Annotated in this window: 15 protein-coding genes and 1 other RNA gene; 9 read left to right on the forward strand and 7 right to left on the reverse strand. The window is 61.0% G+C overall.

Going from position 1 to position 14,328, the window contains the following annotated elements; all coding sequences use genetic code 11:
- Positions 1-3: 3 nt before the first annotated feature.
- Entirely contained in the window at positions 4-1,560 is a 1,557-nt protein-coding gene (locus IPJ76_13865) for a T9SS type A sorting domain-containing protein (protein QQR88516.1), read from the reverse strand.
- On the opposite strand from IPJ76_13865, the gene IPJ76_13870 reads away from it, so the two are divergent.
- Positions 1,487-1,768 (forward strand): hypothetical protein, encoded by a 282-nt coding sequence (locus IPJ76_13870; protein ID QQR85683.1) that lies wholly within the window; start codon positions 1,487-1,489, stop codon positions 1,766-1,768. The genes IPJ76_13865 and IPJ76_13870 overlap by 74 nt on opposite strands.
- A gap of 64 nt (positions 1,769-1,832) precedes the next feature.
- Positions 1,833-3,098 carry a hypothetical protein gene (locus IPJ76_13875; GenBank protein ID QQR85684.1) on the forward strand — a complete coding sequence of 422 codons (1,266 nt, stop codon included), beginning with the start codon at positions 1,833-1,835 and terminating at the stop codon, positions 3,096-3,098.
- Positions 3,099-3,146: 48 nt separating this feature from the next.
- On the opposite strand, the gene IPJ76_13880 is transcribed toward IPJ76_13875, so the two are convergent.
- On the reverse strand, positions 3,147-3,341 hold the full coding sequence (locus tag IPJ76_13880) for a preprotein translocase subunit SecG (GenBank protein ID QQR85685.1): 195 nt from the start codon (positions 3,339-3,341) through the stop codon (positions 3,147-3,149).
- A 93-nt stretch (positions 3,342-3,434) separates the two neighbouring features.
- Between IPJ76_13880 and IPJ76_13885 the strand changes: the two genes are divergently transcribed.
- The 3 genes from IPJ76_13885 (at position 3,435) to IPJ76_13895 (ending at position 6,603) form a co-directional block, all read left to right on the forward strand.
- Positions 3,435-3,860 carry a hypothetical protein gene (locus tag IPJ76_13885; protein ID QQR85686.1) on the forward strand — a complete coding sequence of 142 codons (426 nt, stop codon included), beginning with the start codon at positions 3,435-3,437 and terminating at the stop codon, positions 3,858-3,860.
- 79 nt (positions 3,861-3,939) lie between these two features.
- Complete coding sequence (locus IPJ76_13890) at positions 3,940-5,058, forward strand: acyl-CoA desaturase (GenBank protein QQR85687.1); 1,119 nt, start codon at positions 3,940-3,942, stop codon at positions 5,056-5,058.
- 219 nt (positions 5,059-5,277) lie between these two features.
- The gene (locus IPJ76_13895; protein ID QQR85688.1) at positions 5,278-6,603 is read left to right on the forward strand and encodes a hypothetical protein; all 1,326 of its coding nucleotides are present in this window, start codon (positions 5,278-5,280) and stop codon (positions 6,601-6,603) included.
- A gap of 51 nt (positions 6,604-6,654) precedes the next feature.
- On the opposite strand, the gene rnpB is transcribed toward IPJ76_13895, so the two are convergent.
- An RNA gene (gene rnpB / locus IPJ76_13900) (RNase P RNA component class A) lies at positions 6,655-7,054 on the reverse strand.
- Positions 7,055-7,170: 116 nt separating this feature from the next.
- Between rnpB and IPJ76_13905 the strand changes: the two genes are divergently transcribed.
- Both IPJ76_13905 and IPJ76_13910 read left to right on the forward strand, forming a co-directional pair.
- Positions 7,171-7,692: a DUF4920 domain-containing protein gene (locus IPJ76_13905; protein QQR85689.1), complete on the forward strand. Its 522-nt coding sequence runs from the start codon at positions 7,171-7,173 to the stop codon at positions 7,690-7,692.
- Positions 7,689-8,450, forward strand: coding sequence for a phosphatase PAP2 family protein (locus IPJ76_13910; protein ID QQR85690.1), 762 nt, complete (start codon positions 7,689-7,691; stop codon positions 8,448-8,450). Before IPJ76_13905 ends, IPJ76_13910 begins: the two co-directional genes overlap by 4 nt.
- Before the next feature lie 313 nt (positions 8,451-8,763).
- Here the strand turns inward: IPJ76_13910 and IPJ76_13915 are convergent, their stop codons facing one another.
- Positions 8,764-9,147: a VOC family protein gene (locus IPJ76_13915; protein ID QQR85691.1), complete on the reverse strand. Its 384-nt coding sequence runs from the start codon at positions 9,145-9,147 to the stop codon at positions 8,764-8,766.
- A 120-nt stretch (positions 9,148-9,267) separates the two neighbouring features.
- Complete coding sequence (locus IPJ76_13920; GenBank protein QQR85692.1) at positions 9,268-9,813, reverse strand: DinB family protein; 546 nt, start codon at positions 9,811-9,813, stop codon at positions 9,268-9,270.
- Between the two features lie 42 nt (positions 9,814-9,855).
- On the opposite strand from IPJ76_13920, the gene IPJ76_13925 reads away from it, so the two are divergent.
- The gene (locus IPJ76_13925) at positions 9,856-10,422 is read left to right on the forward strand and encodes an aminodeoxychorismate/anthranilate synthase component II (GenBank protein ID QQR85693.1); all 567 of its coding nucleotides are present in this window, start codon (positions 9,856-9,858) and stop codon (positions 10,420-10,422) included.
- 2 nt (positions 10,423-10,424) lie between these two features.
- Here IPJ76_13925 and IPJ76_13930 read toward each other — a convergent pair whose 3' ends face one another.
- On the reverse strand, positions 10,425-12,671 hold the full coding sequence (locus IPJ76_13930; protein ID QQR85694.1) for a T9SS type A sorting domain-containing protein: 2,247 nt from the start codon (positions 12,669-12,671) through the stop codon (positions 10,425-10,427).
- Positions 12,672-12,881: 210 nt separating this feature from the next.
- Here IPJ76_13930 and IPJ76_13935 point away from each other — a divergent pair, with 210 nt between their 5' ends.
- Positions 12,882-13,112, forward strand: coding sequence for a hypothetical protein (locus IPJ76_13935; GenBank protein ID QQR85695.1), 231 nt, complete (start codon positions 12,882-12,884; stop codon positions 13,110-13,112).
- Here the strand turns inward: IPJ76_13935 and IPJ76_13940 are convergent.
- Positions 13,094-14,326 carry a tetratricopeptide repeat protein gene (locus tag IPJ76_13940; GenBank protein QQR85696.1) on the reverse strand — a complete coding sequence of 411 codons (1,233 nt, stop codon included), beginning with the start codon at positions 14,324-14,326 and terminating at the stop codon, positions 13,094-13,096. The genes IPJ76_13935 and IPJ76_13940 overlap by 19 nt on opposite strands.
- Positions 14,327-14,328 lie beyond the last annotated feature (2 nt).

The raw sequence follows: 14,328 nt of genomic DNA on the forward strand, positions 1-14,328 counted from the left end.
ACCTCACTCTTTCACCAGCCGTACGCTGAAGGGGCCGTAGGGGGAAGAACCCCGCAACACATATGGTCCGGCGGGCAGAGCCCCCAGCTCAACGATGGAACCGGACCCTTGCAGTCGCCCAGCGAGCACAACCGATCCCAAGGTGTTGATGACAGCATAGTCGGAGTTCGCACTCAAGTCCCCAACTATAATCATCTGGCCTTGCGTAGGATTGGGAACAACTGAAGGTTTAGATACCGCATGCGTGGAAGGTTCTCCGGTAATGAGGTCCTCTTCACCAAGTTCCACGAGCCACACATCACGAACGCCGATGAAATCCTGGACGTCGCCATCAGCGGATTGCACGTAGCCTGTCATCATGAAGTGGCCGTTAGGAAGAGCGACCACGGAACTGCCGCCATCCCAGTCGCTTCCGCCCATCGCTTTCTGCCACAAGAGGTTGCCGGAGGCATCCAATCGCACAACCCATGCATCGGACCAACCATGATTGCCGGTCACGTCACCATCGATGGAGCGCGTGTTCCCCGTGAAGATGAAACCGCCGTCATCGAGCTGATCGATATCCACCGGGGTGTCGAACAGCGAGCCGCCGAAACAGCGTTGCCATTGAAGGTCGGCCATCGAATCCACTTTCACGACCCAGGCGTCCTCGTTGCCGTGCAGGCCGCTTACGTCCCCATCGTTCGAGGAGGTCCGGGCGGCGATCACGCACCCCCCGTCCAACGTCAGGGCCAGGTCGAAAGGCGTTTCGGACCAACTACCCCCGAACGACTTTTCCCATTGGATCATCCCCGAGTTGTCCAGCGCCACCAGCCAAACATCGTTGCCGCCGGCGTTCATGGCCACGTCGCCATCGGCGGACAACGTTGAGGCCGTGAAGAGATACCCGCCGTTCTTCGTTGAGGTAATGGACCAGCCCACTTCGGCGAGACTTCCGCCGTAGCAATGCTGCCACTGAGGTGCGCCCGTGCTGTCCAGTTTTACCACCCAGGCGTCATCCGCACCGTGGTTGCCGCTTACGTCGCCGTCGTTGGAATCCGTCCGGCCGATGAGAATGCATCCACCATCCGCCGTGCCTTCAACACACCTGAAGAGATCGTTGCCCGTTCCGCCGAGGTTGACGCTCCACAACACGTTACCGCTGGTGTCCAGTTTTATCACGGCAGCCTGGTTGTATAGCACGGGATAAGGTGTTATGAACCCGGCAAGGAAGTAACCGCCGTCAGCGGCCTGCGCCAAGTCATAGGCATCATCCCAACTGATACCGCCCAGGGTTTGCTGCCACTGTAGGGTCCCAGCGCTGTCGATCTTGAAGATCCACATGTCGTGATCGCCGTTCTGGCCCGAAACGTCGCCATCGACAGATGTTGTGAACCCGGAAACGACAAACCCGTTGTCTGCTGTTCGCACAATGTCCCGCCCGATCTCATCGTGGGAGCCACCATAGGTCCCTTGCCAGGCAATGGATGGTGCGACTTGGCAGTAAATGGTCCTGTGCACCGCAAGTATTGAGCACCCCAGGACCAACACCCGGAGCATCGGACCAGATAAGCTGCGCATGGCGCAATGTACTTTCCAAGGAGGTATCGACAGATCAAGGTGGACAGCTTGTTTTCCTCTTGCGCCATGCACCCGCCACTTGCTCACTGCGGCCATGCACAAGGAAGGCTTCACCGTCTTCCAGACCGAGTGGTGGCACTTCGACCACCGCGACTGGAAGGAGTACGCGATACTGGATGTGGAGTTCGGGAGGATAGGGGGGAAGTAGCTGGTTCGCCAGCTCGTGTAGGCAACTCCGTTCGGGTACCGCGTCTATCTTCGACACAGCCGCCATGCGAACCCTCATTTTTTCCGTTCTGTTCATTTCCATGGCCTTGCCATCGAACGCCCAGAATTTTTTCTGGGACTTCGAGGGTCCGAACGGACTGGACGGATGGCACAACCATGACGGCACGCCCTTGCAGACAGTGCCGGGCGCTGCCAGTAACACGAGCTTGCGCGTGCAGACCAGGCCGCCTGTGGGCCTTTTGGATTCCAGTGCGTTCATCTACCACTTAGTGCCCTACGACCCGAATGTGTTCTATCATGTGACCCTCTGGCAAGAGACCCCAAGCCCGAGCGTCTTGGTACGGGCGTTCCTTGGATGGATCGACACGCTTGCGCCTCCTCCCAATGTGATTTTTGGATCGAGCCTGTCAGGGGATGGAACAACTTCGTGGGCTCCGATGGAGCATTTTCAGGAGAATTCGATCCCGGGTTCCGGCGCATTCTGCATTTGCCTATCTGCGTCATCACCCTCATTCGGCGAGATCTTCTTTGACAATATCTCCATCGAGATGGTACCGCAATCGTCCGTGATGATGCGGACCCCGTTGCTCTTCTTGGGCGGGGCGATCGTCGGTAGCAGTATGACAACCCATCTCAGCGACCAGGGCCTGGTATCACTCAATGAGCCTTACACGGCTTTGGGTTACCCACAGATCGGTGGTGGAGGAGGAGAGTGGTGCACCCCCATGGTATTGGATCCGGGCTCATTGAACCAAGGTGTGGATTGGGTCCGTGTGGAATTGCGATCCGTTGCCGATCCGTCGGTCGTTTTGGCCGCAAGACACCTCGTGCTCACCGAGGTGGGCACCACATGCGATTACAACGGACAGGGGATGATGTCCTGGAATGTGCCGGCCGGCACGTACCATGTGGCTGTGCGTCATCGTAACCACTTGGCCGCGATGACTGCCACGGCAATAGCACTGGGGCACTATTATCCTACCTCAACACTCGATTTCAGGTCCACTGGTTTCATGACATGGGGCCTCAATGCGCGTGCAACGAGTGGAGCTTACATGGTCCTCTGGCCAGGAAACACGAACGGCGATGGCGTCGTGAAATACACTGGGGCAGGCAACGACCGCGATCCGATCTTGCAGGCCATTGGAGGTGCAGTACCGACGAACACGGTTGTCGGAGTTTACAACCTGAATGACGTGAACATGGACGGTTCCATCAAGTACACCGGTCCCGATAACGACAGGGATCCGATCCTGCAAACCGTTGGCGGGACAGTGCCGACATCGATCCGCGCACAGCAATTGCCCTAAGGGCATAAGCCGGACCTTGGTCGAGGGGATCATCTGATCGATTGGAGCCTATCCCACCACGCACACCACCATCAACGCTGCGCCGAACACCCACGTAGCCGATCCCAACAAACCAGCACTGCGCGGCGCACCCACAAGTCGATAACCAGCAGCGAAGCCCGGCGCCCAAAGGCCTTTGGTGTTCTGGGCAACAACAGTGAGCACAAGCAGTGTGCTGATGAGGAGCGTAATGGCGGTGAACATGCGGGTTGGTTTTCCGGCGTGGCATCCGCAACCGTGCCAGTCGGCGCACAATGTCATCCTGTCCTTTGGTGCGAAGTAGTTTGGCGGCTCCTCATGCCCATCCCCCTCATCGTCGCCCTTGTCATCTACTTCCTCTGCGCGTACGGTGCACGCCGGATGACCGAGCGCGCGCAAGGCAACTTGCCCGATGAGCAGAAAGTGCTGTTGATGGATGCCTTCCGCGGCATGCGCACCAACGGCCTGGCCGTGGCGATGTTGATGCTGGCCGTCGTGATCGGGTTGCCGTTCTTGCTGCCGGATTCGCCGCGACTGGTCTTCAGTGTCGCCGGCATCCTGATGACCGCAGTGATGGTGGTGCGGCAGACGCAGGTGCGCAACAAGCTGCACGCGCTGAACATCGACGAAGCCTACGTGCGCGCTGTAGGCCGGGCGCAACTGCTCACGGGCATGGGCCTGGCCGTGGTGGTGGCCATGTTCGTCTGGACCTTCTCCTTCGGGGACTTCGCAGCCGCGCATTAGTGCCGTGTCGGCGCCCGGTGCGCACCGGGTACCTTTGGCGCCTCCGCGTACGGACCGCCGTAGCCGGGCACTCACCCACATGACCGACCCGCGTTACGTCGCCAGCGAGAGCTGGCAGAAGGAATTCGCTGTTGCCGTCCGCAAGAACGTGAACGCCTATTTCAAGGAGCGCGGCCTCAGCACCAAGGGCGATGGACGACTGGTGGTGAAGGTGATCGCGATGATGGTCATGTACGTGGCGCCGTTCGTGGTGCTGCTCACCGTGCCGATGTCAGCTTGGTGGGCGTTGCCGCTGGTGGTGCTCATGGGCATTGGGCTGGCGGGCATCGGCATGAGCGTGATGCACGACGCCGTGCACGGTTCGGCCAGTCGCCACCAATGGGTGAACGATCTGCTGGGCAGCACCATGAACCTGATCGGCAGCAGCGTGCTCACGTGGCGGATACAGCACAACGGCGCGCACCACACGCACACCAATGTGAACGAAGTGGACCAGGACATCGACTCGAACGTGCTCCTGCGCTTCAGCGATCAGGCGAAGCTGGGACCTGCGCACCGCACCCAGCATGTGCATGCCTTCTTCTTCTACGGGTTGCTCACCATCACCAAGGTGTTCAACGACTTCTTCATGCTGCGGAAGTTCACGCGGAACGGGGCCATTGCCAAGATGGGCCGCAACCCGCGCAAGGAGATGCTGCGCCTGGTGCTGCTGAAGGTGGCCTATGCAGCGGTGCACATTGCCTTGCCCATGCTCGTCACCGGCTTCACATGGTGGCAGGTAGTGCTGGGCTGGTTCATCATGCACTTCGTGAGCGGGTTCATCCTTGGCTGTGTGTTCCAACTGGCGCACGTGGTGGAAGGCGCGGAACAACCGGTTCCCGATGCGAACAACATCATCCACGCCGACTGGGCAGTGCACGAGGTGCTCACCACCGCCGACTTCGCGCCCAACAACCGCTGGGTGAACTGGTACGTGGGCGGCCTCAACTTCCAGATCGAGCACCACCTCTTCCCGCATGTGTGCCACGTGCACTACAGCGCCATTGCACCCATCGTGCGGCGCACGGTGGAAGAGTTCGGCCTGCCCTACAACGTGAAGCCCACCCTGCGCGCAGCCCTTGCATCGCACGCACGCCGCCTCCGGACATTGGGCCGACCGGCGGTGCAGGCCGAGGAGACGTCGCTCAAGGCGGCCTGAAGGGTCGCTGCTGCCGGGTGTATCTTCACACCATGGCCAACAAGAAACCCGCTCCCATACCGATGGTCTATCGGGTGCTGGCAGTTGTGCTCATTTTGCTGTTCCTGGGTTGGATGACCATGAGCGTGTGGCGTTAGGCTGCGTTGACCTTCATTGCCTCCATTGCCCGCCCATATCATCGACCCGGACGCTCGGCAACCATTCACACCATGGCGCGTCATGCCCATAGCGTTCCATCCCGACATGCCCATGCTTCCAGCACGCCTCCCACTTTCACTTATTGTGTGCGCCACGGTAGCACAGAGCACCGCCCAAACCTTTTCGTTCGATTTCGAAGGCGTGAACGGCTTTTCCGGCTGGGTGCAGAGCGATGGACAACCCATCGCCATCGGACCCGGTGCCAGCGGTTCAACATCCTTGTCCATCGCCGTGGACCAGCAGAACTGGGATCGCAGGGTGTATTATCCGATCCCGTTCGACCCCACCAAGGCGTACCGCTATTCGGCATGGTGCCAAACGGATCAGTTGAGCTCCACCGCATCGATGCGCCTGGCATGGGTCGATTTCAGCACGGGCCAGCGGATCTATACGGATACCTACTACCTCAACAATACATCCACCATATGGAAGCCGGGATCGATACCACCACACATGATCCCCACGACGGACTATTCGTCCAACCCCAACGCGCAGTTCTGCATTGTGCTGGAGGCCTATGCCGATCTTGACGGCGTGGCCTTGTTCGATGATGTGGTGGTGACGATGACCGACCCAGCCAACACATCCATCCTCTGGGTGCGTGCGATGCTCGGCGGCACCTACACCAATGGCTACATGCCCAGCAACCTTCGGCAACAAGGGCTGTTGCCCACCGTTGAGCCGTACTCTGGGCTGGGCTTTCCCCAGGCCGGAGGAGGTGGTGAAACGGCTTCCGTTGCATGGTGGGCCAATGCATCGCTGGACGGCCCCGTGGATTGGGTGCGTGTGGAATTGCGGTCGGCGCTCGATCCTTCGGTCGTTGTGGCGACAAGGCAGGGGCTGATCGCAAGCACTGGCAGCATCGTGCAGACGGACGGTGGCACAGCGCTCCAATTCAATGTACCCCCAGGGAACTACTACGTGGCGCTCCGGCACAGGAACCACTTGGGGTGCATGACAGCGGCTCCCTTGGCGGTACAGGGACCGGTAACCGTACCGTGGACGGCTTACGGGGGCGTCGACCTCTCGTCCGCATCTACGGCCACTTGGGGAACCAATGCCCGCAAACTGGGCGATACGATATACAACTACATGGTGCTCTGGCCGGGGAACACCAACGGTGATGGCATAGTGAAGTACACCGGCGCCGCTAACGACCGTGATCCGATCCTGCAGGCCATTGGAGGTACAGTGCCCACGAACACGCTGCCCGGTGTGTACAACATGCACGATGTGAACATGGACGGTACTGTGAAGTACACCGGATCTTTCAACGACAGGGATCCGATCCTTCAGACCATTGGGGGGACGATCCCGACGCTCACACGGGCAGAACAACTGCCGTGAGCCGTCATGAACGGCGAAGGGCCCAACGCTTGCGCGCCGGGCCCTTCATGTATGGCCTGTGCATCTGTAAGCCGGGTTCTGTTGCTGCCGACAAGTCGCCAGCACACCGTCATTTATCTGGGACCGCGTTCGCACGCGGCCTCTATCGACCTACCCACCGACGGCGGACGGGCCGCCCGCTGCGCTCCGACAAGTCGGAACGCTCGCCGGCCTATTTGGTCTTTCAGCGCGTGGGGTTTGCCAAGCCGCCGTGTTGCCACGGCGCTGGTGGGCTCTTACCCCGCCTTTTCACCCTTGTCCCGACAAGTCGGGACGGTTTTCTTTTCTGCGGCACTTTCCGTGGCGCCACCGTTAACGATGGCGCCCCTTCCCGTTAGGAAGCACGTTGCCCTTTGCTGCCCGGACTTTCCTCCCTCCGGACAAGCCGGAGAGCGACGGCACGATGCACAGGATGTCAATGGACGAGGCTCCAAAGGTGGCGAACACCGGGACCGGTTCGCCTAACGCCTTGTTAATGCCACGGCCCAAGCTGCTGTCCGCGCGACATTTGCCGTCCCAGAACAGACCATGAAACACATCATTCTCAGCCTCGCCCTGCCCATCGGCCTCACCACGGGTGCATTCGCCCAGAGCACAGGACACGATCATGCCGGGCACAACCATGCCGGGCACAGCCATGGCACCGAGCAGAAAGGACCGCAGTACTACGGCGCCAAGATCACCGCCGATGGCGCCATGACCAGCGCGGACTTCCTGAAGGCCGTGCAAGGCAAGGACAGTATGGAGGCCAAGCTGCAGTGCGAGATCATCACCAGCTGCACCAAGAAGGGCTGCTGGATGGACACCAAGATGGCAGACGGCAGCGTGATGAAAGTGCGCTTCCAGGACTATGGCTTCTTCGTGCCCACCCACGGGTTGGAAGGCAAGAAGGCCGTGCTGCAAGGCATGGTGCACCGCGAGGTGACGACCGTGGCCATGCTGCGCCACTATGCCGAGGACGCCGGGCAGAGCAAGGAGGAGATCGCCAAGATCACCGAGCCGAAGAGCGAGCTCATGTTCACCGCTGTGGGTGTCATCATCACCGATTGAGGAATCTGCTCAATAGCATCGCGCAACGGTCCCGCTTGGTCGGGACCGTTTGCGTTGCTGCCCTTTGCACGGGGGGGCACGCGCAGAACACGCACGAGCTGCGCTGGGGTCTGGATGCACCCCTGATCGGCGCAGGGGTCGTTGGGCATGCGGCGCTGATGGTGGGTTTCGACATCGGCACCCGGTATTCCGCGCAACCTCGTGATACGGTGGTCCTGGACCGGAGCACCGTCAACCGCTTCGACCGGATAGCCACGTTCCAGCACCACCCACAGGCGGCCAAAGCCAGCGATCGGTTGTTCCTTGCAGATGCCGTGGTGCCCTTGGTCGGCGCTGCCGTACAGCAGCAGGGAGACCAACCGCTGACGCCGGTGCTCATCGGGTTGGAATCGTTCCTATTGTGCAGCGCGCTGACCAATCTGGCCAAGTACACCACGTTGCGCAACAGGCCCTACCGTTACAACCCCGACGCGCCACCGCCGCCCAATGCCTGGAAGGATGGCCGCCACAGCTTCTGGAGCGGGCATACGGCCAACCTTGCCGCCATCACTTTCTCCGTTGCAAGCATGCTGCAACGCAGCGACCTGCATCGCGATGCGAAGACGGCCATTTGGGTTGGCGCGGCCATGCTACCAGCCCTAGTGGGCTACCTGCGTGTACGTGCAGGCCGACACTTCCCCACGGATGTCCTCGTCGGGTTCGGCTTAGGCACTGGAGTCGGTTTGCTCGTGCCCTACCTGCACCGCAAGGACGAGTGACATCCATTTGCTGGATCGCTTCGGGCCCAGAGCGGCCCTCGCGATGACGCTAGCGCGTGCCAATGATGTTGGTGGTGTGTGCCAACCTCGGCGCGTGCGTCATCGCGAGCGAGGCTTTGCGAGCGAAGCGATCCAGCGGCCGCGCCGACCGGATCGCTTCGGCTCAGCTGCTTCGTACCTCGCGGTAAAAGTCCAGCGATGACGGAGTGCGATCCATTCGGATAGGCGGTGAAGCGCCAACCTCGGCGCGTCCGTCATCGCGAACGGAGCGAAGCGATCCAGGAACGCCGGGTTCTTCTGCCGGCAGTAACACTCAGCCGTTGCTGTGCATGGCCACGGCGTTGCCTTCGGTGTCCATGAAGAAGGCCATGTGCCCGATCTCCGGTGTGATCTGCGTCTTCGGCATCAGCACCTTGCCACCGGCTTTCTCCACGCGGCCGAGCGCGTCGTTCAGGTCGGGGTTGGCGTTCAGGTAAATGACCGCGCCTTCTGCGCTGGGCGTGTGCTGCTCGCTCTTCACCAGCGCGCCGCCCACCTTGCCGTTCATGCCATCGCCGGGGAAGGAACGCATGACCATGCCGGGGAATTCCATGGCTTCCATCTTGATGTTGAAGACCGTCTCGTAGAACTTCTGTGCACGGTCGACGTCGCTAACGGCGATCTCGAACCAGTTGAGGGCGTTGGTGGTGTTGTCCATGGTAGTTGTTTTGGTTGTCCGGTTGGTCCGCGATGACGGTGTTTCCGTCAGCGCGCATTGCACAACGTACATACCATTCCGCTGGGTTGCCCGCGGTGGTGATGGAACGTTCGTTGTTTGCTAACGGAGCACCGAAATGAACTCTTTCCAAGGACCAACCTCGGTGCGGTACTGCTTGCACATCACGCGCGTGATCTGTGTCAGGTGACCGAGGTCGTGCGCAGCCCATGTGGCCAGCAGTTGCCGAAGCTCCACTTCGCCGAAGGTGGGATGTATGCCTAGGCTGCCGAGGTCGGCATCGGTGATGTCCAGCGCGCGGAACGCCAGCAAGTTGTGCTGCCGCAGCGCGGCGAACTCGTCAAGAAGGTCATCGAGGGTTTTGCCGGAGCTCTCTATGAACATGGCGGTACGGTCGAACTTGACGAAGGCCTTGTCGTGCGTTGACAAGCACCTGCGGATGCGGGCCATCCAGTCGGTGCGCTCGCCGTGCACCAGGTGGCCCACAACGTCGTAGGGCGTCCATGTGTCCCCGCCTTCATTGTGGTGTGTCCATTCTTCATCGAGGCCGGAGAGCAGCGCGTGCAGCACGTTCGGTGTGCGTTCGAGGATGGCAAGCATGCCGGCGATGGTGAAGTCTGAACTGGAAGGAATGGTCGTGCGGTCCATGCGGATGAAGGTAGGAGGGGTGAGACGCATCTTCGTCCCACCGTGCGCATCCTGCTCCTCGACAATTACGACAGCTTCACTTGGAACCTGCACCACCTGCTGGCGCCACATGCACAGGTGGATGTGGTGCTCAACGATGCTGTTTCGGTGGACGAAGCCGCGCGCTATGATCGCATTGTACTGAGCCCCGGTCCGGGACTTCCACAAGAAGCGGGCATCACCATGGAACTGCTGCAACGGTTGATGCCCACGCATCCGATCCTCGGTGTGTGCCTGGGCATGCAGGCTATCGTGGAGGCGTGCGGCGGAACGCTCTTCAACCAACCCAAGGTGATGCACGGTATTGCGGTGCCTTGCCTCCCGACCGATCCCGTCGATGCGCTGTTCCATGGCATTCCTGCACCGATCGAAGTGGGGCTCTACCACAGCTGGGCGGCCGATCCAACCACCCTACCGACCGACCTCCGCGTGACGGCGCTCAGTGAGCAAGGCATCATCATGGGCGTGCGCCATGCTCGCTACAACGTGTGCGGCGTGCAGTTCCACCCGGAGAGCGTGATGACGCCCACGGGAGAAAGGATGGTGGAGAACTGGTTGCTGAGCGCCTGATCTCACCGCCCCACCATCACGCGCTGCGCGTGCCGCCCGTTGCTCCAGAGCACCAGTGTGTACACTCCGGGTGCGGGTGCAACGTTCAGCGTTTGCATGCCCGGGCGTGCTTGCTCGCTGTGCACGATGTGGCCCGCGGCGTCGATGAGTTCAACGCGTGCATCGCTGGCCAGTGGGATGCCCGTGTGCACCACTATGCTGCCGTTGGTGGGGTTGGGGGCCACAACGAAGGCCATGGACGCTGCCGCGGTCGCAACGCCCGTGCTCAGGTAGTTGAACGGCGCTGAGGTTCCGCTGCACCCATCAGCATCCACCACCAGTACGGTGTGGTTGCCGTTCTGCGTGGGCGTGTAGGTCTGATCCGTGGCGTTGGCGATGAAGCTGCCTTCGTAGAACCACTGGTAAGCCACACCGGCCGTGGTGGTGAGGTCGCCGCCCACTTGCGAAATGACGGGTGTGATACCGAGCGTGGTGACGGGGAAAGAACCGCTGTAGCTGAAGTTGGCATCTTCCACCGTCACGGTAATGGTGGCCGTGCCCGGCACGTTGTCGTCAACTGTGCCGATGGTGACTGCGAAGGTCGTGGCGTTCACCTGTTGCACCGTGATGTCGCCGTTGCCCACTACCGCTTGATCGTTACTGCTGGCCGTAGGATTGCCCACCGCACCACCCTGGTTGTTCACGAGGACGTTCACGGCGGCCATGCCATCAACACGGCAGAAGGCCGCTGGCGCAGGCAGGGTGAAGGTGGCATCGTCATCGAGGTTGGTCACCGCGAACTGCTCCGGTCCCATGGCGCCGTAAAGCGGATCGGCGGTGAGAACGTTCATCGTTGCCACCACGCTCAGGTCGATGTGCCCGTCGTCGCTGGTATCGTCCACACCGGTGACGGTCACCGTCTGGGGCTGGTCCCAATTGGCCGTGGTGAAGGTCATCTGTGCCACGTCGATGGTCGCCTCGGTGGCATCGCTGCTGGCGAGATCCACTACCACGTTGCCGGTGGGTTGTGTGCCCAAACGGAGTTGCAGCGTTTGCGTGGTGCCGGTCTCTTCCGTCACGAGCGTTGCATTGCTGGTGGCCTGCACACCGGGGAAGGATGCACCAGCGTAAGCCCGCGCGTTGATGCCATGCGTATCGCCCTGGAAACCGTTCCCTTCCCACACCACCATGAAGCCGCCATCGCTGCGTTTCTCCACGGCAGGGTAAACCTGGCGGCCGGCGGTGGTGGTGTTCAGTACCACCACGCCGCTGTTCTGGGCGTTGTGGTCCTTGGCGTAGAAACCGCGCACCTGGTAATCGTCCGGGTCGTTCAGGCTGAGCCAGTTGCCCATCACAATGAAGAAGTCGCCGTTGTCGAACAACGTGCATTCGCTGGTGAAGTAGGCATACGAGCAGCTGAACACGCCAAGCTCGTCGATGATGGTATTGCCGCTTGCATCCAGGAGCCACGCTTGGTAAACGCTGGTGCCGTTCACGCCCCACTTGGTGCTGATGAGGATCTCGTCACTGGCGTTGGTGCTCACGTCGATGCAGTTGAGCGAGCTGTTCTGGTCATGCACGATGGTCTCATTGATCTGCGCCAGGAAGTCGCTGTCGAACGATTTGCGGTAGATGCGGTTGGGATAGTTACCCCGGCCGTAGATGGCCACCAGATCACCGTTGGATTTGAAGCGGATGTTCGGATGATCATAGTCGTTGTTCGCGTCTTCGGTAACCAGAACGGGCGAGCCGATGAACGAATTCGTGCCGAGGTCGTAGCCGTGCAAGTGCAGGTCGCTGAACCCGCTGCCGTACAGGAACGCCAACGTGTTGCCGTTCACATCGAAGTCCCATTCCCCGCCGCCTGTGAGCGGTATGATGGCGCCGAGCGCGTTGTTGGCCTCCACCACCACCATGTTCACGTTGTTCACGTCGTTCCAGCCGATGATGTACTTGCCGTTCTGCCAGTACATCACCTTCACCACTTGCGCAGTGTTCTGGTTCAGGCCCGTGGCCACCAGCAGTTCGCTGCTCAACGCCACATGCGCACTGTTGTAGCGGCGGAAGTACAGGCTTGCGGTGTTGTCGTCCTGCAGCCAGCTCTTCCACACCACCAGGTAGTCGTCGGCGGGGCCCACTGCTACTTGCGGCAGGTACTGTTCGCTGGGCACGTTCTGGTTCACGCGGAACTCGCCCGTGGCGGGAAGCAGTTGGGCGGTGGAGGCGATGGCGCAGAGCAGAGCGGGGGCGAGGAGGATGGCGTGGCGCATGGGCGGATTGTTGTCGCAATGATATCTGCCCGTTGAGCATGGCCGATCAACTGCGACCGGTCAGCCGTGATGCCGGCCGGGTTCGGACCGCAAGTCCGAGCAGTGCACGCCAATGGGGATGTCGAATGTTGATCCAGCTGCTCACACCTCCGCTGATCGTTGTAGGAGTTCGTTTTGCGTTCCGCTGTCCGTGTGCTTGTTGGACGTGGCATGCATAGGCACAAGGTCGCTGTCCTGAAGTTCCACGGCGGTGTGTTCAAGTTCACGGTAGAACTGGGCGTGAACTTGGTGTTGAGCCATCTTCACTACGAAGTGTGCGGTGTGCAGTTCCACCCGGAAAGCGTGCTCACGCCCTTGGGTGCGGCCATGGTGGCGAATTGGACGACAGGCCGCTCCTATGCAACCAGCGGCCCCGACGCGCCTCAGAACGCGCAGAAGTAGGTCAGAGCATCGGCCGCCTCCTTCGAACCCATCGAGGCCGACCGGCGGAGGTCGTTGCACCCCTCGAGCGGACGATAGGTCATGTGGTAGGCCAAACCGCGATTGAAATGCGCGTTGGCATTGTCAGGAGAAAGCGAGATCGCACGGTCGAAATGATCGAGCGCCTCATCGTACTCGCCGAAAAGCATGTGCAGGCTACCCTTCATGGTCCATGTATCGGGATCTCCGGGGGCCAGGGACAGTGCCCGCTCCACATCCGCGAAAGATCCGGCGTGGTCACCGAGCTGGGTGCGAACGAATGCCCGGTTGTACTGGGCTTCCAGGTAATCGGGGGAGAGACCCAACGCCTGGTCATAGTCCTCCCGAGCGCCCACGGGATCGCCATCGCGCTTGCGCACCAGGGCACGCTGGAAGAACACATGGGCCTTGTCGCGCGCAATGCCGAGGGCTTTGTCCAGATCGGTACGAGCCTGGTCGATGTTGCCCAAGTGCATGTGCACCAGCGCACGGTTGTAGTAGGCCAGGTCGAAATCGTCGTCGATGCGGAGCGCACTGTCCAGCACGGCGAGCGCATCCTGCCACAAGCCCAGTTTCATCATGGCCACGGCCTTCAGGTCCAATACGATGGCCAGTCGTGGCGCGGTGCGTTGTGCCCTGCGGAACCACTCCATGGCCTCCGGTGCATTGTCCATGCGCAAGGCCACGGACCCGCGCTTGAGCAGCAGCAGCACGTCGGACGGGTTGCGCGCGATCATGGAATCCAGGTCTGCTTGTGCACGGCCAGGTTCGCCGGCCTCAAGCCAGGCATCGGCCCGCCGTTCGCGCAACAGGTTGTCGTACGGGTGCAGGGCAATGGCCTTCGACCAATCTTCCTCGGCGCCCTTGACATCGTTGATGAGCATGCGTGCCTTGGCACGCCGGTCCAGGATCCATTCGCTGTACGGGTTCAGTTCCAGTGCCCGGTCCATATCGGCCAGCGCTTGCGTATGCTGGCCCAAACGGCCCAGCAGCGCCGCTCGCTTCATGTAGGCATCCGCGAACGCCGGGTCCTTTTGGATGGCGTTGGTGTAGTGCAGCAGGGCTTGCTCACTGTTGCCGGTCCGCAACGCATTGTCGCCTTGCTGTACCGATTGAACCGATTCCAGCCGGTTGTTCAGTTGGGCGTGTGCCGGCAGCACGGCCAGCAGCAGCACTGCTGTGATCCAGCGGAGCATGG

Source organism: Flavobacteriales bacterium (assembly GCA_016699575.1).
GTDB lineage: Bacteria > Bacteroidota > Bacteroidia > Flavobacteriales_F > PHOS-HE28 > PHOS-HE28.

Bases quoted from the DNA above. Each gene is read 5' to 3' on its own strand.
- IPJ76_13870 (QQR85683.1), top strand. From the start codon at position 1,487: ATGGTCCTGTGCACCGCAAGTATTGAGCACCCCAGGACCAACACCCGG.
- IPJ76_13865 (QQR88516.1), bottom strand. From the start codon at position 1,560: ATGCGCAGCTTATCTGGTCCGATGCTCCGGGTGTTGGTCCTGGGGTGC.
- IPJ76_13875 (QQR85684.1), top strand. From the start codon at position 1,833: ATGCGAACCCTCATTTTTTCCGTTCTGTTCATTTCCATGGCCTTGCCA.
- IPJ76_13880 (QQR85685.1), bottom strand. From the start codon at position 3,341: ATGTTCACCGCCATTACGCTCCTCATCAGCACACTGCTTGTGCTCACT.
- IPJ76_13885 (QQR85686.1), top strand. From the start codon at position 3,435: ATGCCCATCCCCCTCATCGTCGCCCTTGTCATCTACTTCCTCTGCGCG.
- IPJ76_13890 (QQR85687.1), top strand. From the start codon at position 3,940: ATGACCGACCCGCGTTACGTCGCCAGCGAGAGCTGGCAGAAGGAATTC.
- IPJ76_13895 (QQR85688.1), top strand. From the start codon at position 5,278: ATGCCCATAGCGTTCCATCCCGACATGCCCATGCTTCCAGCACGCCTC.
- IPJ76_13905 (QQR85689.1), top strand. From the start codon at position 7,171: ATGAAACACATCATTCTCAGCCTCGCCCTGCCCATCGGCCTCACCACG.
- IPJ76_13915 (QQR85691.1), bottom strand. From the start codon at position 9,147: ATGGACAACACCACCAACGCCCTCAACTGGTTCGAGATCGCCGTTAGC.
- IPJ76_13920 (QQR85692.1), bottom strand. From the start codon at position 9,813: ATGGACCGCACGACCATTCCTTCCAGTTCAGACTTCACCATCGCCGGC.
- IPJ76_13930 (QQR85694.1), bottom strand. From the start codon at position 12,671: ATGCGCCACGCCATCCTCCTCGCCCCCGCTCTGCTCTGCGCCATCGCC.
- IPJ76_13935 (QQR85695.1), top strand. From the start codon at position 12,882: ATGCATAGGCACAAGGTCGCTGTCCTGAAGTTCCACGGCGGTGTGTTC.
- IPJ76_13940 (QQR85696.1), bottom strand. From the start codon at position 14,326: ATGCTCCGCTGGATCACAGCAGTGCTGCTGCTGGCCGTGCTGCCGGCA.